The following is a 20212-nucleotide window of genomic DNA, read 5'->3' on the forward strand; positions in this document are numbered from 1 at the left end:
AACGGACTGTACTGAAGCGCTTCAGTAGAGTCCAGCGGGTCGGTCCACCCCTCCGCGCCAACTACGCTCTACCTTGTGGACACCGAGCAAACTCGCCGCCCGACGCTGGACACGGTCGCCCGTGCCGTCGGCGTCTCGCGGGCCACGGTGTCCAACGCCTACAACCGGCCCAACCAGCTCTCAGCCGGCCTGCGCACGCGCATTCTCGAGGTCGCCGACCGGCTGGGATATCTCGGTCCGGACCCGGTCGCCCGCAGCCTGGCGACACGAAAGTCGGCTGCGGTCGCATTCATGCTGCGATCGGGCCTGTCCAGCGCGTTCTCCGACCCGGCGCTGACGATCATGCTCGACGCCCTGGCCGCCACGGTCGACGGCCGCGATCACGCACTGGTGCTGCTGGCCGGCAACGAGTCGGGCGGACCACGCCCGGACAGCGTCGCCCGCGCGCAGGCGGATGTTGTCGTGGCCTACTCACTGCCGGACACCGCGCCGGCGTTGACGGCGGTGCGCCAACGCCGGCTGCCGATGGTGGTCGTGGACCAGCCGGCGACGGGCGGCGCGGCGCGCGTCGAACTCGACGACTTCGGCGGAACCCAGGCGGCCGGCCGTTATCTGACGGAATTGGGACACCGCGACTTCGGGGTGATCTCGCTCACCCTTCAGCCGGACGGACGGAACGGTCCGGCTGCTCCGGAGCGTCGCACGGGGTCACCTTTCCGCGTGACGCGCGAACGACTGAGCGGCTACATCGACGCGCTGACGGCCGTCGGGATCGCCCCCGAGGGTGTGCCGGTCTGGGAGGCCGCGACCAGCGACCGCGAGCACGGCCGGACGGCCGCCCGATGGTTGTTACAGCAGAACCCCCGCCCGACGGCACTGCTCTGCATGTCCGACGAGCTGGCGTTGGGTGCCCTCCAGGGCGCCCGCGACGTGGGATTGTCGGTGCCGCAGGACGTCTCGGTGGTCGGATTCGACGACACGCCGCCGGCCGGCGTCGCGGATCCACCGCTGACCACGGTCCGTCAGCCGCTGGTCGAGAAGGGTCGGCTCGCCGGCGAGCTGGCACTGACCCTGCTGGACGGCGGCAGACCGAGCAGACCCGTCAGGCTGGATGTGGAACTGGTGGTGCGCGCTTCAAGCGCCGCCCCGATCCGGTGAACCCGAAGACGGATTGACAACACCGCGTACAGAAATCGGCACCCACGGTGGTTGTCCATATCGTGATCATCCGAATGAGGGTCAACCGGAAACGACTTGGGCGTCTGAAGCGATGTACCTCACGGGGCGTGCGCCGGCATGCCTCAAGCCTCCGTAGCTCAGCGGACAGAGCGAGTGACTTCTAATCACTTGGTCGCAGGTTCGAGTCCTGCCGGGGGCGCGCTTTTCCACCTGCGGGTATGACAGCCTGTGGTCGGTTGACCACAGGCCCATGACCTCCTTTGTGACTTCCCTCTCCAAGCTCTGGACATGCGGGCTGGCCGACGGGACCGTTCAGGTTCGCGTCCGCCCAGCCCACAGCGGGTGCGGAGTCACCGGCCCGTACGGCCGCGACTGCTCAAGGCGGCGCGACAACGGAGTGCGACTCTTCGGCCGCGTACGACGGCACGATCGGGTAGCCGGTCGAGGAGAACGCCTCTACGGGGTTGGTCAGCACACAACCGCAGTCGGGCGCATATCGGGAGAACAAGGGCCAAACGCGCCGATCGTCGAGATTCCGAACATACCTGCGCGAAATACCGACAGTGCCGACACCGTCGCACTCCGAGAAGCAGCGCGGACAACCCCTGGGCCGGTCATTGCGACGAATGGTGCCGCCCACACGGCTGTTCGCCGATCGTGGCGTCGACCGTTTGTCAGACACAGCCGATCCCGACCGGAGCCGCCACACCGGCCGCGTTCACGGAGGCGAGCCACAGCCAATCCGCCCTTCCCGCCGATCTCAGCCTGCCGCCGTGGCGGTTGCCCGAAGGCGATTACGACTGGATGGTTGCAGACCACCCCACGCCGCCCGGGGCTACGCGAAGGTGCCGACAAAGGGCAACCGTCCGCCGCAGCGCAACCGAAGCCAAGTATCCGGAGATCGAACTCGAAAGACGAGTTCTGAACAGGAGAACCGGGGCCACCTTCCCACAATCGCACATCAGTCGGAATTCGATTTTACGCAAACCTGCATTTGTGACACACGGACGGTCGAACGGTAATTACACAAACACTGAATGCCGTTTCCGTAACGAATAAGCAAGCACATCTGTCGTTGCCAGTGGCTCGATCAGGAGAAGTGGGCGTCGGCCTCCCCCGATCGCGGCGTCGGGCACCGTGGGGACGCGCTGCCGACCGACAGCTCGCCGACGACGGCGGCCGTGGCCACGACCACCGAGGACCATGTCATCGGCGCATCCGGGGCCAACCATCGGGCTGACCTCCGGGTCCACGACCGCCTCGACCGGGATACCGATTCAGTAGTCGGCTTCATGGTCGACCGGGTGATTCTCCGCGGCGCGGATGCTTATGGGTACTCCTGATAAGGCCAACCTCGACCGAGAACCGCACACCTGCGTCCGTGATTTCTCGGTGGCGACGGCCGCCCGGAGAACGTTCGACTCAGGGCTTGAGATGCTCGGAGAACCATGTCATTGCCGCGCCTAAAGCAACTGCGCCCTCCTTTACGCATGAGGCGAAGTGGTCGCCGCCGAACAGCACGAGCCGCTTGGATTCCAGCGCATCCTCGTACATCCGCAGTTGGAGATCCGTGCCGGAATTGGCGACACCTGGTCTGTCCACTGCCCAGGCCGGCACATCCGCATCCAGCGCATCGACCGCAAGTCGTCCGCTTATCGAACTCGACACCGTCGGACAGCTGCCCTAGGTAGGTCGAGACGGCGTGCGGATCCCGGTAGAAGGCCGAGACGGCCGGATCGCCGCTGACCAGCGCGGGTCACCGGCCGTTCGCCGGTGAGTTGGGCGCGCTCGTCGGCGTCGAACTCCTGCTCCAACACGACGCGGGCGTCCGGCGGAACCCGTCGCTGACCGGCGGCGGCACCGTCGATGACGGGAACCTGTGCGACGACCGCCGTGGCAACTGACACCTCATCCGCCGGGGAGGGTGCAGTTGTTTGACTGATGAGGAGGCGGCGGCCCGTGGCCGATGCTGGGACGGGACCACCGCGGGCAGGAGAAGGAAGCCACCATGCCGTTCGTCAGGGTCGGCGAGGAGAACAAGACCGACATCGAGCTGTACTACGAGGATCACGGCGCCGGCCGCCCGGTGGTGTTGATCCACGGCTACCCGCTCGACGGTCGCTCCTGGGAGAAGCAGGTGCCGTGCCTGCTCGCCGCCGGCCAGCGGGTCATCACCTACGACCGCCGCGGCTTCGGCCAGTCGTCGCGGCCGACCACGGGCTACGACTACGACACCTTCGCCGCGGACCTACACCGCCTCATGCTGACGCTTGACCTGTCAGACGCTGTTCTGGTCGGTTTCGGCATGGGAACCGGCGAGGTGACCCGCTACCTGAGCACGTACGGCTCGCTTCGGGTGGCCAAGGCGGCGTTCCTCTCCGCCATGCAACCTTTTCTACTGAAAACGTCCGCCACACCGCACGGTGTTGAGCTGTCGGTCCTCGACGCCGTGCTCGCCGCCGTCAAACGGGACCGGTACGCGTACTTCAGTGCCTACTTCGCCGACTTCTACAACTTCGACGAACTTCTCGACTCCCGCGTCAGTGAGGAAGTCGTACGGGCGAGCTGGCAGGTGGCGGCCGGGGCATCGCCGTACGCGTCGGCGGCAACCGTGCCCACGTGGATCACCGACTTCCGCGACGACGTCCAGCAGATCGACGTGCCGGCGCTGATCGTGCACGGGACAGCCGACCGGATACTGCCGATCGACGCCACCGGGCGGCCGTTGCGCGCGATGCTGCCGGGCGCCGAATATCTGGAGATCGACGGCGCGCCGCACGGTCTGCTGTGGACGCACGCCGACGAGGTCACCCGCGCGCTGGTGGAGTTCGTCGCAAAGTAGAAGTCCGACGAAGCCGTCGAGTGCGGCGAAGTCGTGGAGTGCGGCGAAGTCGTGGAGTGCGGCGAAGTCGTGGAGTCCGGCGAAGTTGTGAAGGCCGGACCGAGTCGTGGAGTCGGACGGAGTTGCGGAGTCGGACGGAGTCGTGGAGCCGGGACGAAGTTGAGAAGTTCGCGCGAAGTTCTGGAGTTCGGCGAGAAGCAGAAGTTCGGCGGAGTTGTGATCAGCCGACGGCGGCCAGGGCGTCGCGCAGGGCGGCCCGTGAGGTGATGCCGAGCTTGGGAAAGATCTGGTACAGGTGCGCGCCGACGGTCCGGTGCGAGAGGAACAGTCGTTCGGCGATCTGCTTGTTCGTCAGCCCGGACGCCGCGAGCTGGGCGACCTCCAGCTCCTGGGGCGTCAGAGTGCTCTGAAGCGGGCCGTCCGACTTGGGCGCGGTCGACAGCCCGGCGGCGCGAAGCTCCTTCTGCGTGCGCTGCACCCAGGGCTGCGCGTCGAGCCACTCGAACGTCGCCAGGGCATCGGCGAGCGGGCCGCGGGCCTCGACGATTGCGCGGGTACGGCGCAGGCGTTCGCCGTAGGCGAGGCGCACTCGCGCCACCTCGAACGGCCAGCGGTCCACGCCCGGCGTGGCGAGGGCCTTCTCGTACAGCCGCAGCGCCTCGTCGTCGTCCGCGCACAGTGCCTCCGCGCCGGCCGCCATGAGCGCGAACCGAGGCGACAGTGCGGCGATGTCGGCATCCTGCAACGCGCGGACGTGCGCGGCGGCCTCCGCGTGACGACCGGTGCGCACGGCCGCCTCGACAAGGTCCATGGAGCCCCACATCGCGTGCGGCACGTGGGAGGCGAGCTCGCCGGCGGCCGTCACGGCCGTGGCGTACTGGTACGCGCGCTCGTAGTCGCCGCTGCCCAGGCAGGCGAGCGTGCGTGCCTGGTTGGCGTAGACGACGGCAGTGCCGGCGCCGCGAGGCGTCGCCCACCGCACGACACGCTCACCGAGCCGGAACGCGGTGGTGGTGTCGCCGCGGGCGCCCGCAAGCAGCATCACGATGTAGTCGAAGTACCAGCGGAAGAACCGGTATCCGGAGGCGTCGCACACGGCGATGCCCTCCTCGGCCGACCGCGCGGCCTCGTCCCATTCGCCGGTGAGGTAGTGGTCCAGACAGATGATCATCAACGCCGCGAGGTGCCGCCGCGACGGACCGCCGTTGCGGCCGTGCCGCACGACCCGCCACATGGCGTCGCGCACGTCCACGAGCCGGTCCAGATAGAACAGTGCGACGCCGATACGCACGATGACCGCCGGATCGGTCTCGTCGTGCGCCGCAGCGACCAGGTCGTCGGCGTCTGCGAGCGCGAGCTTTCCGGTGCGCGCGGGGTCGGCGTACGTGAGGGCGGTCAGCCGCAGCTCCGACGGCAGCTCGGACTTTCGCCGCTCGATCGCCGTGTGGAAGCTCCGCCAGAACTCCTCACGACCGCTCCACCAGCAGACCAGCACCAGCGCGTGCAGAGCGTCGGCCAGGGCGGCGTCGTCCGGGTCGGCCTCGATGGCGCCGACGAGCAGCCGGTACGCGGTGTCCATGGAGCCGTCGTCGTTGATGAGCAGGTAGACGGCCGCGATGGCGGCGTGCAGCGTCTCGGGGCCCGCGCGGCGGGCGTCGGCGAGGAGCTCGGAGGCGTGGGCCAGCACGCCAGCACCCTCGGCGCCGATGTAGGCGGCCTCGGCGAATCGGCGACTGCGCCCCTGCCCGGGTGGGCTGATGTGCGCGGCGCGGGTCAACGCCACGACTGCGCCCACGGCGTCGCCGCGCTGGAGCATGCGGTGCGCGGTCTGCTCCAGGAGTTCGGCGACACGTTCGTCGGGCCGCAGCACGGCCTCGGCCAGGTGCCACGCGAGCCGGTCGGGCTGCGACTCCAGCACGCCGGCCAGCGCACGGTGGGCCTCGCGGCGTTCCGCGCTGGTCGACACCTCCACCACGGCGGCGCGGATCAGCGGGTGCCGAAAGGCAAGGCGTCCTCGACCTTCGTCCACGCGGATCAGCTGGCCGCGCTCCGCCTCGGCCAGGCTCAGCAGGTCATCGCGGGCGTCTGCGGCCTGCAACACGACGTGCAGGTCGCCGGTGCCGTCGAGCGCCGCAAGCAGCACGAGGCGTCGGCACGAGTCGGAAAGGCCCGTGATCCGTGACGCATACAGCACCCGCAGTCGGTCAGTGAGCGGCAGCACGTCGGGCAGGCTGGCCTGCGCGGCCTGCTGCGGCCCGGTCAGAGCCGCCGGGAGTTCGAGCAGCGCCAGCGCGTTGCCGCGCGCCTCCTCCAGCACGCGCTGGCGCACCCGCTCCGCCAGTCCTGGGAACCGCGCGCCGACGAGCAGGCGGGCGGAGTCGTCGTCGAGCGGCGGCAGCTCGTACTCGGGCATGGTGCCGCAGGGGAAGACGCCCTCGGCGCCGGTGCGCGACGCCGAGACGATGCTGACCCGAGTGCCGCTCAGTCGGCGTGCGACAAAACCGAGGACTCCGACGCTGGCGCGGTCGATCCACGGCAGATCGTCGATGACCAGCAACAACGGGCGCTCGACGGCCACGGTCCGCAGGAGCGTGAGCACGGCGTTGGACACGGCCATCCGACCGGGGGCCACACCGTCGCCGAGGCCGACGGCCACGTTCAGGGCGTCGCGGTACGGCCGTTCGAGCCCGTCGGCGGCGTTCATGACGGGCAGCAGCAGCTGGTTGAGACCGGCGAACGCCATGTCCGCCTCGAACTCGACGCCGTCGGCGCGCAGAACTCGTACGCCCCGCTCGGCCGCGGACCGGGCCATGGCATCGAGCACGACCGACTTGCCCACCCCGGGTTCGCCCGACAGCAACAGCGCCGTGTCGTCGCCGACCAGGAGTTCGCCGATGCGTGCCATGTCGTGCGTCCGCCCGACCAGGGTCTCGTCGTGGGCCATCGGCTCTCCCCCTTCGATGGTCGACGCACTTCTCGATCGCGGCGAAACCGAGAAGTGCGTCGAAAGACGTCACCACCGGACAGATCTTTCACCGACGAAACTAACAAGCCCGCATATACGGTCCGTAGATGCCGGGAAACCGGCTCCGATGCGGCACGGTTCGGTTACCCGATCGGCCAGTGGGGTTGCCCCATCATCGGCGCTGTCCCAGCATGGCCCGCGTGACCAGCACGCCCGGCATCGACCGGATCGCCGTCGGCAGCTTCATCGGCACCGCGATCGAGTTCTACGACTTCTACATCTACGGCACGGCAACGGCGCTGGTGCTCAACTCCACGTTCTTCCCGACCCTGGCCCCGGTGAACGCCACCCTGGCGGCCTTCGCGACCTTCGCCGTCGCCTTCATCGGACGGCCGCTCGGCTCCCTGCTGTTCGGCCACTTCGGCGACCGGGTCGGCCGCAAGGCGACCCTGGTAGCCTCGCTGCTGACCATGGGCCTGTCCACTGTGGCCATCGGCCTGCTGCCCGGCTACGCGACACTCGGCGTCGCCGCGCCGGTGCTCCTGGTGCTGCTGCGCTTCCTCCAGGGCATCGGCCTCGGCGGCGAGTGGGGCGGCGCCGCACTGCTGGCCGTGGAGAACGCGCCCGCCGGCAAGCGGTCCTGGTACGCGACCTTCCCTCAGCTCGGGCCGTCGATCGGCTTCTTCGCCGCCAACGGACTGTTCCTCGGCCTGTCCGCGCTGCTGTCGGACGACGCGTTCCACGCGTGGGGCTGGCGGATCCCCTTCCTGGCGTCGGCCGTGCTGGTCGCCGTCGGGCTGGTGGTGCGACTGCGGCTGGCCGAGACGCCGGTGTTCGCCGAGGTGGTACGCCGGCGTGAGCAGAGCCGCATGCCGCTGGTCGACATGCTGCGCAAGGCGCCGGTCCGGCTGCTACTGGGCGGCGGCACGATCATCACCTGTTACGTCATTTTCTACGTCACCACGACGTTCTGCCTGTCGTACGTGACGACCACGCTGAAGATGCCCAGGTCGGAGGCGCTGGGCCTGCTGATCGCGGCGATCTGGGCGATGGCGCTGACCACGGTGCTGTCCTGCCTGGCGGGCGACCGCTTCGGCCGCAAACCGGTGCTGCTCACCGGGTGCGTGGCCACGGGCGTCATTGGCCTGGTCATGTTCCCGCTGCTCGGGGCCGGCACCGCGCTGTCGGTCGGCATCGCGTTCGCGCTGGGCCTGGCCGCCATGGGCTGGGTGTACGGGCCGCTCGGTGCCTTCCTGCCGGAGCTGTTCGACGCGCGCTACCGGTATTCGGCGTCGTCGTTCGCGTACAACTTGGGTGGCGTGCTCGGCGGTGCGTTGGCCCCGACCATCGCGGCCGCGCTGGCCGCCGGCTCTGGCACAACCGCCGTCGGCTGGTACGTGGCGGGCTCGGCCGTCGTCAGCCTGCTGTGCCTGCTCGGTCTTCCCGAGACCCGGCACGTTTCCACCGAACTTCCCGCCCGCGTCGGCGCTTGAGGAGAACCACCGCCATGGACCTGGATTTCGACACCAAGGTGTTCGACAAGGAGTACATCGCCGTCGCGGACCGGCAGGAGCCGATCGTGCGCGGCGGCCGGCACCTGTTCGACCGGCTGCCGGCGGCCTTCGAGGGTGTGCGGCAGCTGGGCGTCATCGGCTGGGGTCCGCAGGGTTCGGCGCAGGCGCAAAATCTGCGCGATTCGCTGGGCAACGCCGTGCGCGTGGCCGTCGGTCTGCGGCGGGGCTCGGCGTCGTGGGACGCCGCCGTGCAGGCGGGCTTCTCGCCGGAGGACGGCACGCTCGGCGAGATGTTCGACGTCATCCGCGACTCCGACATGGTGATCCTGCTGATCTCGGACGGCGCGATGGCCGAGACCTACAAAGAGGTGTTCGCGGCGATGAAGCGCGGCACCACGCTGGGCCTGTCGCACGGTTTCCTGCTCGGCCACCTGGACCTGGTCGGCGGCGAGTTCCCCGCCGACATCGACGTGATCGCCGTCTGCCCGAAGGGCATGGGCGCCTCGGTCCGCGCGCTTTACCTCCAGGGGCAGGACGTCAACGGTGCCGGCATCAACGCCAGTTTCGCGGTGCACCAGGACGTCACCGGCCGCGCGGTCGACCGCGCGCTGGGCTGGTCGGTGGGCCTCGGCGCGCCGTACACGTTTCGGACCACGCTGCGTTCCGAGTACCTCTCGGATCTGTCCGGCGAGCGCGGCATCCTGGCCGGCGGCCTGCACGGCATCGTCGAGAGCCTCTACCGGCGGTTCCGCGACCACGGCATGAGCGACGAGGACGCCTTCCGGCACTCCGCCGAGTCCGTCACCGGCCCGATCTCGCGCATCATCTCCCGTGACGGCATGCTCGGCGTCTACCGAATGCTCGACTCCGACGAGAAGCAGATCTTCGCCGAGGCGTACTCGGTCAGCTACCCGGTCGGACTGGAGCTGATCCATGAGATCTACGACGAGGTCCGCTCCGGCGACGAGGTGCGCAGCGTCGTGCTGGCCGGCAAGCGGCTGTCCCGGTTCCCGATGGGCAAGATCGACCAGGCCGACATGTGGCGGGTCGGCCAGAAGGTGCGGGCCGACCGGGTGCCCGACGAGATCCCGCTCGACCCGTTCACCGCCGGCGTGTTCATCGGCGTGATGATGGCGCAGATCGACGCGCTGCTGGAGTTCGGCCACCCGTACTCGGAGATCGCCAACGAGTCGGTGATCGAGGCGGTGGACTCCCTCAACCCCTACATGCACGCCCGCGGCATCGCCTATCTGGTGGACAACTGCTCCATCACCGCTCGGCTCGGCGCGCGCAAGTGGGCGCCCCGCTTCGACTACGCGTTGACGCAGCGCGCCTACCCCGTCATCGACGACGAGCAGACCGTCGACATCGAGAAGTTCGGCGAATTCGAGAACCACGTCGTGCACGAGGTGCTGCGGGTGTGCGCCGGCATGCGGCCGTCCGTCGACATCTTCGTCGAGTGACGGGTCACTGCTCGACGGTCAGCAACTGGGCCCAGTCCTCGACCCTGATCGTCGGGCCCATCGCGGCCGGGCACAGCGTGCGCTGAATCGCGGCGGCGCGGCGGAGCACGTCACCGGCCTCCGCCCGCCGCTCCAGCGCCAGCAGACAGGCGCTGATCCGCAGCAGCACGGAGACTTCATCGGCGTCGGCCCGCAGTTCGGCGAAGGCCTTCACCGCGTTCTGGTAGGCGCCGACCGCGTCCTCGTACTGGCCGAGTCGGTAGTAGGCCTCGCCGAGCACCTCCCACGCGCCGACCAACTCGCCGGTGTCGCCGGCGGGCAGCAGCAGGAGCGCCTCGTACACCAGCGGCACGGCCTCCGCGTCGCGGCCGATCATGCTGTAGTACCGAGCCATCGTCATGGTCGCGACGCCCACGCCAGGGCCCCAACCCAGCCCGCGGAACAAGTCACGGGCGCGCGCGGCGTGTTCGAGCGCGCGCTGGGGGGCGTGGTCCAACTCTTCGACCCACGTGTACTGCCGCAGCGTGTACGCCAACGCCGCGGTGCAGCCGGCTTGTTCGAACAACGCGAGCGCCTCGTCGATGTGCTTGCGCGCGGACTTGAGGCGCGAAAGCCGACAGTCGGCGCGAGACAGCCCGCGATGGGCGTACGCCATGCCGATCCGGTTACCGGCCGCCGTCGCCGACCGCAGAGCGATGGCGTGCGCGTCGAGGAGGTCGTACCAGTGCTGCTGACGGTCCTGGAAGTGCCGCAGCGCCCACGCGAAGCGCCACGCGTGCTCGTGCAGTCCGTACGCGGCCATGAGTTCCAGCACGCGCATCGCCGCGGCCTGCTCGTCGACGTACCAACGCACGGCCTGCTCCTGGTCGGCCAGGTCCGTCGGCACGACGCCGGCCGCCTGCTCGCACGGCGACGGGGCGTCGTTCTGCGTCGACAATCGACGGGCCGCACTGTCGGCGGTCAGCAGATAATGGTCGGCAAGGCGACGGAATACCGCTTCGCATTCGGCCGCGCCTTCCAACTGCTCGGTGGCGTATGCACGCAGTAGGTCGTGCCAGCCGTAGCGGCCGGGCGCGACCTCCGTCACTAGGTGAACGTCCGTAACCTTACGCAGCAGGGCTGATGCCTCGCGCACCGAAACCGCCGCCAGACTGGCCGCCGCATGCAGGCCAACGGTCGGTCCAGGGTGCAGCGCCAGGAGTCGGAACATGCGCGCCGCACCGTCCGACAGGGATGCGTACGAAGATCTCAGCACCGCACGAATATCGACGCTCGGGTCGGAGGCGGCGAAGGCGTCGAGGGAGAACTGCGGGCCGAACAGCGACGCCACGATGTCGGCGAGCGGGAACTCGCTCGATTGAGCGAGGATTCGCGTGCACACAATGGACAGTGCCAGCGGCAGTCGCGCACAGCGGTCGACGATCGCGTTCGTGGCGTCGGGTTCAGCGGCGATACGCTTCGCGCCGAGGCGTTGCGACAGCAGGTCGACGGCGTCGTCACGGCTGAGCAGATCCAGGGTCATCGGCGGCGCGCCGGTGGCGGCGACGACGCCGTCGAGGCGTCCTCGGCTCGTCACGATGACGAGCGAACGCGACCGCCCAGGCAGCAGCGGCAGCACCTGGGCGGACTCCCGCGCGTTGTCGAGCAGCAGCAGGCAGCGGCGGTCGGCCAGCAGGCTGCGGTAGAGACCGATCCGCGCCTCCGGTTCCGCGGGCACCAGCGCGGCGGGCACTCCCAGTGCCTGAAGGAAGGCGCGCACGGCGTCGTTCGGGTCGACCGCGACCGGGTCATAGCCACGCAGGTTCACGTACAGCTGGCCGTCGGGGAATCGTGAGGCGACCTCATGAGCCCAGTGCAGCGCGAACGCCGTCTTGCCAACGCCGGCCATGCCCTGGATGACGGTGACGACCGTGCGGTCGGGGGCGTCCTCGCCGGGCAGGCTACGGTGCGCCTCGGCCAGCGCGTGAGACCGCCCCGCGAAGACGGGCAGGTCAGATGGCAGCTGTGCGGGCGGCACAGCCGGTAGCGCCTGCCGCGCCTTCGGTTCCAGCTCTGGATCGCCGTGCAGCATGTGCTCGTACAGCATGCGCAGGCGGGCGCCGGGATCGACGCCGAGCTCCTCGCGCAGCTGCCGCCGGATCTGGTCGTAGGCCAGCATTGCCTCGGCCTGCCGGCCCGAGCGGCACATCGCCAGCACCAGCAGCTCGTGCATGGACTCGCGCAGCGGCTCGCCGGCGGCGAGGACCTGAAGCTGGTCCACGATCTCAGCATGCCGGCCGAGGTCGAGCTCGGCGCGGAACAGGTCCTCCAGGACGGTCAGCCGGCGCTGCCGCATGCGAGCGCGTTCGGCTTCCACGTACTCGCCGGGCAGCCCCGCCAGCGCCGTGCCGTTGCACAGCGAGATCGCCGCGCGGAAGTCCCGCACGGCGTCGTCCGGCCGGGCCTCGTCGAGCGCGACGGCGGCACGGTCCACGAACTCCTGGAACTTGCCCACATCGGTGGCGGTCGGCGGCAGATCGAGGCGGTAGCCGTTGCTGTCGTGCACGAGCAGGTGCTGGTCGTCGCCGAGGGCACGGCGCAGGCGGTGGATGTAGGTACGCACCGTGGCGACCGCGGACGAGGGGGCCTCGGCACCCCACAGCGCAGTGGCGAGCTGCTCCGGCGTCTGCGGCTTCCCGTCGCTCAGCAGCAGCATGGCCAGCACCGTGCGCTGCTGCGGCGGCCCGAGCTGGAGTTCCTCCCCGTCACGCCAACCGCGGACCGGGCCCAGCAGTCTGAAATCGAGCACGGCGCCTACCGCAGCCGCGCGTGGCTGGGTCGCAGGTCGGCGACGGCGCGCACGCCGAGCAGTTGCATCGTCCGCACGATTTCCTTGCGCAGGATGTCCACAGTGCGCTGTACGCCGCGCTCGCCGCCGGCCATCAGCCCGTACAGGTAGGCGCGACCGATCAGGCACAGGTCGGCCCCCATCGCCCGGGCGGCCACGATGTCCGCGCCGGACAGGATGCCGGTGTCCAGCCAGACCTCGGCGTCCCCCTTCACCTGGTCCACGACCTGCGGGAGCAGCTCCAGCGGCGTCGGCGCGCGGTCGAGCTGCCGGCCGCCGTGGTTGGACAGCAGCACCGCGTCGGCGCCGTGCTTCACGACGTCGCTGGCGTCTTCGACGTTCTGAATGCCCTTGACCACGAGCTTGCCGGGCCACATCTGGCGCACCCAGTCCAGATCGTCGAAGTTCAGCGTCGGGTCGAACATCGAGTTGATGAGGTCCTCGACCGTGCCGCCCCACTCGGTGAGCGAGGCGAACGTCAGCGGCTCGGTCGTGAGCAGGTTGAACCACCACGCCGGATGCGTGGCGCCGTCGAGGAAGGTCCGCAGCGTCAACGCGGGCGGTATCGTCAGGCCGTTGCGCACGTCCCGCATGCGTGCACCGCCGACCGGCGTGTCGACCGTCAGCAGCACCGTGTCGTAGCCGGCGGCATGCGCGCGCTGCAACAGTTCACGGCCCGCGCCCTTGTCGCGCCACACGTACAGCTGGAACCACTTGCGCGCCTCGGGGGCGGCGGCCGCAACGTCCTCTATGGACGTGGTGCCCATCGTGGACAGTGCGAACGGAATGCCGGCGCGCTGCGCGACCTTGACGACAGCGCGCTCTCCCTCGTGATTCATCATCCGCGTGAACCCCGTGGGCGCGAAGGCGAACGGCAGTGCGCTGCGCTGGCCCAACACCTCGACACTGGTGTCCGGGTCGGCGACACCGCGCAGCACGTTGGGCCGGAACTCGACGCGCCGGAAGGCCGTGCGCGCACGGCGGAGGCTGTCCTCCATCTCGGCGGCCCCGTCGGTGTAGTCGAACACCGCGCGCGGCGTGCGCAGACGGGCAATGGTGCGCAGGTCCGCGATCGTGTGCGCGGCGGCCAACCGACGCTCCGTGGGGTCCAGCACGAGCGGCTTCGGCCGGAGCAACTGCGCCAGCTCGCGTGGACGCGGCAGACGGCGTTCGGTCACGGCGCACCTTCCTCACTGTCTGGACACAGCCTAAGCGCTGGTCCGACCGAACCGGCCGATACGGTCGTCGCCGTGCCAGCAGTCATCACGTCGCTCAAGGACGACCACCTCCAGCAGGTCCGGGCCCTCGCCAACCGGACGGGACGGGCCGAGGCCGGCGGCTGCCTGTTGGAAGGCGCCGTGCTCATCACTCAGGCGGTGGAGGCCGGCGCTGCGCTGCGGTTCGTGCTCGCGGCCGAGGGCGCCGCCGACCCGGTGACCTCGCTGCTGGCCGAGGCGCACGTGCCGGTGATGGTGGTGAAGGAGTCGGTGCTGCGGCAGGCGGTGCGGCTGAACCGGGCCGTCTCCTGGCTGGCCGTCGCCGAGCTGGCCGCCGTCGCCGGCGACGACCAGCCGTACGGGGACTTCGCCGTAGTACTGGACAATGTGCTCGATCCCGGCAATCTGGGCACAATCGTGCGGACGGCTGTCGGCCTCGGCGTCGCCGACATCGTCTGCACCGACCCGGAGACGGACCTGACCAGCCGCCGCGTGCTGGACGCCTCGCGGGCGGCGGTGCTGCGGGCCCGACTGCGGCGCTACGACACACCGGTCCAGGCGGTGCGTGACCTGCGTGAACGCGGCTTCGAGGTGGTCGCCACCTCGGGACGTGCCGACACGCTGCAGGGATCGGTGCCGTTGAGCGGCCGGCCGGTCGCCCTCATCGTCGGCAACGAGACCGACGGCGTCGGCGACGATGTGCTGGAGCTGGCCGACCACGTGGTCCGAATCCCGATGTCGGGCGACGTCGAGTCGCTCAACGTCGGCGTCGCCACCGGCATCAGCCTGTACGAGCTGCGCACCCGCATGGCGCTGGCCATGCTCGGGCCGGTCGTCGGCGAGCTCGTCGGCGCCGTCTCCGATCTGCGGGAGCCGGGGTACGTGGGAGAGGATGCCGCGGAACGGGCCCTGGCCGGTTTCAGCGAGGCGGAGCGGGCGCAGTTCGGCGACTTTCTCCGCCGCATGCGGGAGAACCTGCGACGAAAAGGGTGAGCGATGAACGAGCTGGTGACGTTCGGCGAACCGTCCGGGCAGGGCTGGACGCAGATCATCGAACTGGCCACCGCGCTCGTGTTGTGCTCGCTGATCGGCCTTGAGCGGGAACTCAAGCAGAAGAGTGCCGGACTTCGCACGCTCACACTGGTCGGACTGGGCGCCGCGCTGTTCCTGCTGATCAGCAAATACGGATTCACCGACGTGCTGGTCGAGGGCCGGATCGTGCTGGACCCGTCCCGGGTCGCGGCGCAGATCGTGTCCGGCATCGGTTTCATCGGCGCGGGCCTGATCTTCGTCCGGCAGAACATCGTGCGCGGGCTGACCACGGCCGCCGTGGTGTGGGTGAGCGTCGCCGTCGGCTGCGCCTGCGCGGCCGGGCTGCCGCTGCTGGCGGCGTTCGTCACCGCCGCGCATTTCCTGGTGGTGTACGGATATCCGCCGCTGGTCCGGCTGCTCACCCGATCCCGCCCGGCGACCACCGTGGTGCGCACCAGCTACCGGGACGGCGAGGGCGCGCTGCGCGACATCCTGGAGCTCGTCACGTCATCCGGGTACGTCGTCGAGCACGCCTCGACCAATCGGAACGAGTCGACCAACGTCATCGACCTACGGTTGCGGTTGGTCGGCCCGCGACAGCTGACCGCGCTCGTGACCGGCCTGTCCGATCAGCGCGGCGTACTGGCGGTCGACACCGGCGAGGCCGACACTGAGGAGTGATCAGGCCTTGGGCCTGGCGGCGAGCACGCGATAGCCCTTGTCGGTGGCGATGCGCCGGGTCGAGTGGCCCTGCTCGGTCAGCCACTTGGCCAGGGAATCCGACCCGAGGTTCTTCTGCACCACCAGATACGCGACGCCGTCCGGCAGCAGGCGGTCCAGCCAGTGCAGCAGCAGCTCGTGCAGCGCCTGCTTGCCGATGCGGATCGGCGGGTTCGAGTAGATCGCCGCGAACCGCGCGTCCGCCGGGACCTCCTCGGGCAGCAGGCAGGTGATCGTGTCGAGGCCGGCCGCCTTCGCGTTGGCACGGGCCAGTTCCAGCGACCTCGTGTTCACGTCGACACCGGTGATCTTCCGGCCCGGGTAACGCTTGGCCAGCGTCAGCGCGATCGGGCCGTAGCCGCAGCCGACGTCGAGCAGGTGGCCGTCGACGGTCGGCGCCGGCGCGTTCTCCAGCAGCACCCTCGTGCCGGGATCGAGCTGCTTCGGCGAGAACACCCCGGCGTCGGTGGTCAGCTTCAACGTCAGATCAGGCAGCTCGACGGTGAGCAGCCGCGGCTCGCTGACCGCGTTCGGATCGGCGGTGAAGTAGTGCTGGTGCTGCTCGGTCACGCGACGATGGTAGTCAGGGCGGTCTGCGCCGATTCGCGCCGCCGATCCTGACAGCGGATGGCAGTCTTTCGGGTGATGATGGCCTGGTGACCAGAACCGTCAGCCGCGACCAGGTGCTGTGGTACCGCGTCCGTCAGCAGGGGCTCCTCCGCGACAGCGAGGAGCCGGCCGTGCTGGACATCGGCCTTCAGGACACCCAGGCCGGCTCCGCCAAGCTCGCGCTGGCCGCCCGCACCACCGGACCGGTCAGTCTTGACGGGTACGAGCTGGCGTGGACGCTGCGCGGCGCCCCGTACCACCACCGGCCCGGTGAACTTCGGCGGTGGGCCGGCGAGCTGTGGCCGTGGAGCGACACCGACGCGCGGGCCCGGCTCATGTGGCAGAAGTCCCGGACCGTCACCGACGGGTTGTCCGCGCTGGAGACGTACCGGCTGATCGCGGAGTCGATGCGCCAGGTCGTGACCAAGCCGATGACCAAAGGCGCGGCCAGCGCCGAGGTCACCAAGCTGATGCCGCCCGGCCAGCTGAAGGACTGCCCGGCGTGTAAGGCAACACATGTATACGAACAGCCGTTTCGGCTCGGTGCGCTGCCGGGCGGCATACGGCTGCGGGCCGGCGAGACCGGGCTGCTGCTGGAGCCGCTGCCCAAGCGCGGACCGATTCCGACGAAATCCACCAATCCGCACGGACTCGTGCACCGCTATCTCCGCTTCCTCGGACCGGCGACGCCCACCGAGGTGGCGAAGTGGCTAGATACATCGACGGCCAACGTCCGCGACATCTGGCCCGACGACCTCGCCGAGGTTTCCATGGACGGTCGACGTGCGTGGCTGCCCGAGGGGAATGTCGACGAACTTCTCGACTGCGACCGAGTGGAGCTCGTCCGACTGCTGCCGGCGATGGACCCGTTCCTCCAGGCCCGCGACCACGACCTGCTGGTGCCCGACAAGGCGGAGCAGAAGGCACTGTGGACGGTCCTCGGCAATCCGGGCGCACTTCTGGTCGACGGCCAGATCGGTGGAATGTGGCGGGCGAGGCTCGTCGGCCGCAAGAAGCTGGAGGTCACCGTCACCTCCTTCGACGCCGACATCGACCCCTCGCTGCGTGACGACGTGCAGGCCGAGGCCGACCGGATCGCCGAGGTTCGTGGAGTGCCGACGGCGGTCGTCCGGTTCGCCTGACCCACAATGCGGGGTATGCGTGCGAGCCGGCTGCTGTCCACCCTGCTGTTGTTGCAGACCAGGGGGCGGATGACCGCGCAGGAGCTCGCCGACGAACTCGAGGTTTCCGTACGAACCGTCTATCGCGACATCGAGTCCCTGTCCGTCGCCGGTGTGCCCGTCTACGCCGATCGCGGTCCCACCGGCGGTTATCAACTGCTCGACGGCTATCGCACCCGGCTGACCGGACTCACCACCGACGAGGCCGACTCCCTCTTCCTGGCCGGCATGCCCGGTCCCGCCGCCGAGCTTGGGCTCGGCACCGTCGTCGCCACCGCCGAGCTCAAGATGCTCGCCGCCCTGCCGCCCGACCTACGGGCCCGGGCCAGCCGCATCCGTGAACGCTTCCACCTCGATGCCCCCGGCTGGCTGCGGGAAGCCGACGAAGTTCCCTTTCTCTCCGAAATCGCCGATTCCGTCTGGAACGAGCGGATGGTCGAGATCCGCTACCGCCGCTGGCAGACCCCTCGCGAGGTCACCCGCCGTCTCGCCCCGCTCGGCGTCGTACTCAAGGCCGGCACCTGGTACCTCGTCGCCCTGGCCGGCGCCGACCTGCGGACCTTCCGCGTCTCCAACGTCCTCGCCGTGCAGACCCTCGACGAGCGCTTCTCCCGCCCGGCCGACTTCGACCTGGCCGCCTACTGGCAGGACTGGGCCAGCCAGTTCGAGGTCCGCATGCGCGGCCAGCGGGCCCGCGTGCGGCTGTCCCCCGACGGCGTGCGGGCCCTCCCCTACTTCATCGGCCGCCAGGTCGCCGACCTGGTCACCGCCACCTTCTCCGCGCCCGACGCCGAAGGCTGGGTCGAGGCCGTGGTCCCGATCGAAACCCTCCGCCATGCCCACGGCGAGTTCCTCCGCTTCGGCGCCGAACTGGAGGTCCTCGACCCCGCCGAGCTCCGCGACATGGTCACCTCGACCGTCGCCAAACTCGCCGAGTTCTACGCCGCCTCCCGGATGGCGCCGGAGTAGCGGACCAACGGCCCGGTGGTGTTCGTCCGCGGGTCGGTGGTCTACGGGTCGCGGCGGATGCGGCCGGAGTAGTGCTCTTCGAGGGACTTGTTGTGCTCGTCGCCGCCGGGGACGTTGGCCGACAGGTAGACCGGCGGCGTCTTGCCGGCGGCGATCAGGCGGGCGCAGGCGTCGGCCAGCATCATCTGGGCGGCGAAGGCGGAGGTGATCGACGAGATCGCGCACACCTGGCCGCCGCCGGGCATGGGCAGGAGCGTGTCACCCATCGGGCCGCAGTTGTCGATCACGACGTCGGCCAGCTCGTGCAGGTGCTTGCCGGACGGATGCCGCGACTCGACGGCGGTGGCGTGGGCCAGCGATGTGAAGGCGATCAGGCCGTGACCCCGCTCCTTGACGAGCGAGGCCATTTCGACGATCGAGCCGTTTCCGCCGGAGTTGGACGCGATGACGAACAGGTCGGTCGGGCGCGGCGAGGCGAGTTCGTACACGCGGTGGGCGATCGCCGGTTCGCGCTCGGTGTGCGGGCCGAGGGAGTCGGCGGGGGCGCCGCCGTAGGTGACGATGTCGCGCAGCGCCAGTTTGTTGGTGGGGATCAGGCCGCCGGCCCGGCCGGCGATCTCCATCACCAGTCCCTGCGAGTGACCGGTGCCGAACGCCTGGACCACGCCGTCGGCCAGCACGCAGTCGGCCACCAACGCGGCGGCGGCCGCGATGGCCTCACGCTGCGTGGTCACCAACTGGTCGATCAGGTCCTTGGCCGCCGACACGAACTCGTCCTGGCCGATGGACATGCGCCACTCTCCCGTCGTCAGCAACTTGCCACGTCAGCGTTCGTCACGTTAACGGCAAACCGATCACCTGGCACGCCTGCGTCAGAGGTAAAGCAGCGCGTTGACGGCAGCGGTGGCCAGCGCCGCGCCGCCGCGTTCGCCGCGGTTGGTCAGCGCCGGCACGCCGAGCTCGCGGACCGCCCGCTTCGCCTCGACTGCGCCGACGAAGCCGGCCGGCAACGCGATCACCAATGCCGGCCGAATCTCACCGGCCCGACAACTCGCGACCAGTTCGGTGACGATCGACACGTCCTGCCCGATGGCCCACACCGCGCCAACCGGAGCTTTTCGTACGAACTCCTCAACTCCGCCGGCCGTCTCGGCGACGACCATCGCCGGTCGGCTGGTGATGCCGACGGCCACCATCCGGACGTCGGTGACCACCGGTGCGCCGTCGGCCAGCGCTTGCCGGCCAGCGGCCAGCGCCTGTTCGTCGACCAGCAGGTCACCGGCCCAGGTGGGGTCGGCGGTGGTGTGCACGAGACGTTCGACGACCGCTCGCGACAGCGGCCCCAGCCCCCCGGTGTCGACGCGCCGACGGAGGATTTCGTACGACTCCGACTCGATCGGATGAGGCACTCGCGGCACGACTGGGCTTCCCCTCGGCTGGACTGTTTCACACCGTAGTCGGCGGTGTCGGCCCACCCACGCGTCAGTTAACCTGCTCCGCGAGCGTGGTTACGGGAAGCCGGTGCGAATCCGGCGCGGTCCCGCCACTGTGACCGGGAAGTCGTCCCGCAGAGCAACAGCCACTGGGCGCGTGCGCCTGGGAAGGCGCGGCGACGGCGGTGATCCGGGAGCCAGGAGACCGGCCACGCGACTGACACGCGTCGCACGGAGGATGTGATGGCTGGCATCGCGCTG

Annotated in this window: 16 protein-coding genes, 1 tRNA gene and 1 riboswitch; of the genes, 10 read left to right on the forward strand and 7 right to left on the reverse strand. The window is 69.7% G+C overall.

The window, feature by feature from the left end; all coding sequences use genetic code 11:
• Positions 1-75 precede the first annotated feature (75 nt).
• Both KUTG_RS17335 and KUTG_RS17340 read left to right on the forward strand, forming a co-directional pair.
• Positions 76-1158, forward strand: a complete 1083-nt coding sequence (locus tag KUTG_RS17335; RefSeq protein ID WP_157494591.1) for a LacI family DNA-binding transcriptional regulator — start codon at positions 76-78, stop codon at positions 1156-1158.
• A gap of 147 nt (positions 1159-1305) precedes the next feature.
• A tRNA-Arg gene (locus tag KUTG_RS17340) sits at positions 1306-1378 on the forward strand.
• Between the two features lie 1223 nt (positions 1379-2601).
• On the opposite strand, the gene KUTG_RS58555 is transcribed toward KUTG_RS17340, so the two are convergent.
• Positions 2602-2847 (reverse strand): hypothetical protein, encoded by a 246-nt coding sequence (locus KUTG_RS58555; RefSeq protein WP_157494592.1) that lies wholly within the window; start codon positions 2845-2847, stop codon positions 2602-2604.
• Positions 2848-2957: 110 nt separating this feature from the next.
• Between KUTG_RS58555 and KUTG_RS65230 the strand changes: the two genes are divergently transcribed.
• Positions 2958-3083 carry a hypothetical protein gene (locus KUTG_RS65230; RefSeq protein ID WP_255360878.1) on the forward strand — a complete coding sequence of 42 codons (126 nt, stop codon included), beginning with the start codon at positions 2958-2960 and terminating at the stop codon, positions 3081-3083.
• Positions 3084-3187: 104 nt separating this feature from the next.
• The gene (locus tag KUTG_RS17345) at positions 3188-4021 is read left to right on the forward strand and encodes an alpha/beta fold hydrolase (RefSeq protein ID WP_043729700.1); all 834 of its coding nucleotides are present in this window, start codon (positions 3188-3190) and stop codon (positions 4019-4021) included.
• A 220-nt stretch (positions 4022-4241) separates the two neighbouring features.
• On the opposite strand, the gene KUTG_RS17350 is transcribed toward KUTG_RS17345, so the two are convergent.
• A complete protein-coding gene (locus KUTG_RS17350; protein ID WP_043718122.1) occupies positions 4242-6965 on the reverse strand; it encodes an ATP-binding protein in 2724 nt (907 codons plus the stop codon).
• 221 nt (positions 6966-7186) lie between these two features.
• Between KUTG_RS17350 and KUTG_RS17355 the strand changes: the two genes are divergently transcribed.
• Both KUTG_RS17355 and KUTG_RS17360 read left to right on the forward strand, forming a co-directional pair.
• Positions 7187-8479 carry an MFS transporter gene (locus KUTG_RS17355; protein WP_232240836.1) on the forward strand — a complete coding sequence of 431 codons (1293 nt, stop codon included), beginning with the start codon at positions 7187-7189 and terminating at the stop codon, positions 8477-8479.
• Positions 8480-8493: 14 nt separating this feature from the next.
• A complete protein-coding gene (locus KUTG_RS17360; protein ID WP_043718124.1) occupies positions 8494-9963 on the forward strand; it encodes a ketol-acid reductoisomerase in 1470 nt (489 codons plus the stop codon).
• 4 nt (positions 9964-9967) lie between these two features.
• Here the strand turns inward: KUTG_RS17360 and KUTG_RS17365 are convergent, their stop codons facing one another.
• Complete coding sequence (locus KUTG_RS17365) at positions 9968-12751, reverse strand: AfsR/SARP family transcriptional regulator (protein WP_052394779.1); 2784 nt, start codon at positions 12749-12751, stop codon at positions 9968-9970.
• 5 nt (positions 12752-12756) lie between these two features.
• Positions 12757-13968 (reverse strand): alpha-hydroxy acid oxidase, encoded by a 1212-nt coding sequence (locus tag KUTG_RS17370; protein WP_043718126.1) that lies wholly within the window; start codon positions 13966-13968, stop codon positions 12757-12759.
• Positions 13969-14040: 72 nt separating this feature from the next.
• Between KUTG_RS17370 and KUTG_RS17375 the strand changes: the two genes are divergently transcribed.
• Positions 14041-15000: a TrmH family RNA methyltransferase gene (locus KUTG_RS17375; protein ID WP_043718129.1), complete on the forward strand. Its 960-nt coding sequence runs from the start codon at positions 14041-14043 to the stop codon at positions 14998-15000.
• Between the two features lie 3 nt (positions 15001-15003).
• Complete coding sequence (locus KUTG_RS17380) at positions 15004-15720, forward strand: MgtC/SapB family protein (protein WP_043718131.1); 717 nt, start codon at positions 15004-15006, stop codon at positions 15718-15720.
• Here KUTG_RS17380 and KUTG_RS17385 read toward each other — a convergent pair whose 3' ends face one another.
• Positions 15721-16329 carry a class I SAM-dependent methyltransferase gene (locus KUTG_RS17385; protein ID WP_043718133.1) on the reverse strand — a complete coding sequence of 203 codons (609 nt, stop codon included), beginning with the start codon at positions 16327-16329 and terminating at the stop codon, positions 15721-15723.
• Positions 16330-16415: 86 nt separating this feature from the next.
• Here KUTG_RS17385 and KUTG_RS17390 point away from each other — a divergent pair, with 86 nt between their 5' ends.
• Positions 16416-17510 (forward strand): DNA glycosylase AlkZ-like family protein, encoded by a 1095-nt coding sequence (locus KUTG_RS17390; protein ID WP_043718138.1) that lies wholly within the window; start codon positions 16416-16418, stop codon positions 17508-17510.
• A 15-nt stretch (positions 17511-17525) separates the two neighbouring features.
• The gene (locus KUTG_RS17395) at positions 17526-18518 is read left to right on the forward strand and encodes a helix-turn-helix transcriptional regulator (protein ID WP_043718139.1); all 993 of its coding nucleotides are present in this window, start codon (positions 17526-17528) and stop codon (positions 18516-18518) included.
• A 41-nt stretch (positions 18519-18559) separates the two neighbouring features.
• Here the strand turns inward: KUTG_RS17395 and KUTG_RS17400 are convergent, their stop codons facing one another.
• Both KUTG_RS17400 and KUTG_RS17405 read right to left on the reverse strand, forming a co-directional pair.
• Positions 18560-19309, reverse strand: a complete 750-nt coding sequence (locus KUTG_RS17400) for a sugar isomerase domain-containing protein (RefSeq protein ID WP_043718141.1) — start codon at positions 19307-19309, stop codon at positions 18560-18562.
• Between the two features lie 81 nt (positions 19310-19390).
• Entirely contained in the window at positions 19391-19936 is a 546-nt protein-coding gene (locus KUTG_RS17405) for a precorrin-8X methylmutase (protein ID WP_043718142.1), read from the reverse strand.
• 70 nt (positions 19937-20006) lie between these two features.
• A riboswitch (cobalamin riboswitch) is annotated at positions 20007-20180 on the forward strand.
• Positions 20181-20212: the final 32 nt, after the last annotated feature.

The sequence above is a fragment of the Kutzneria sp. 744 genome (assembly GCF_000568255.1).
Classification (GTDB): Bacteria; Actinomycetota; Actinomycetes; order Mycobacteriales; family Pseudonocardiaceae; genus Kutzneria.

Bases quoted from the DNA above. Each gene is read 5' to 3' on its own strand.
- KUTG_RS17345 (WP_043729700.1), top strand. From the start codon at position 3,188: ATGCCGTTCGTCAGGGTCGGCGAGGAGAACAAGACCGACATCGAGCTG.
- KUTG_RS17350 (WP_043718122.1), bottom strand. From the start codon at position 6,965: ATGGCCCACGACGAGACCCTGGTCGGGCGGACGCACGACATGGCACGC.
- KUTG_RS17360 (WP_043718124.1), top strand. From the start codon at position 8,494: ATGGACCTGGATTTCGACACCAAGGTGTTCGACAAGGAGTACATCGCC.
- KUTG_RS17380 (WP_043718131.1), top strand. From the start codon at position 15,004: ATGAACGAGCTGGTGACGTTCGGCGAACCGTCCGGGCAGGGCTGGACG.
- KUTG_RS17395 (WP_043718139.1), top strand. From the start codon at position 17,526: ATGCGTGCGAGCCGGCTGCTGTCCACCCTGCTGTTGTTGCAGACCAGG.
- KUTG_RS17400 (WP_043718141.1), bottom strand. From the start codon at position 19,309: ATGTCCATCGGCCAGGACGAGTTCGTGTCGGCGGCCAAGGACCTGATC.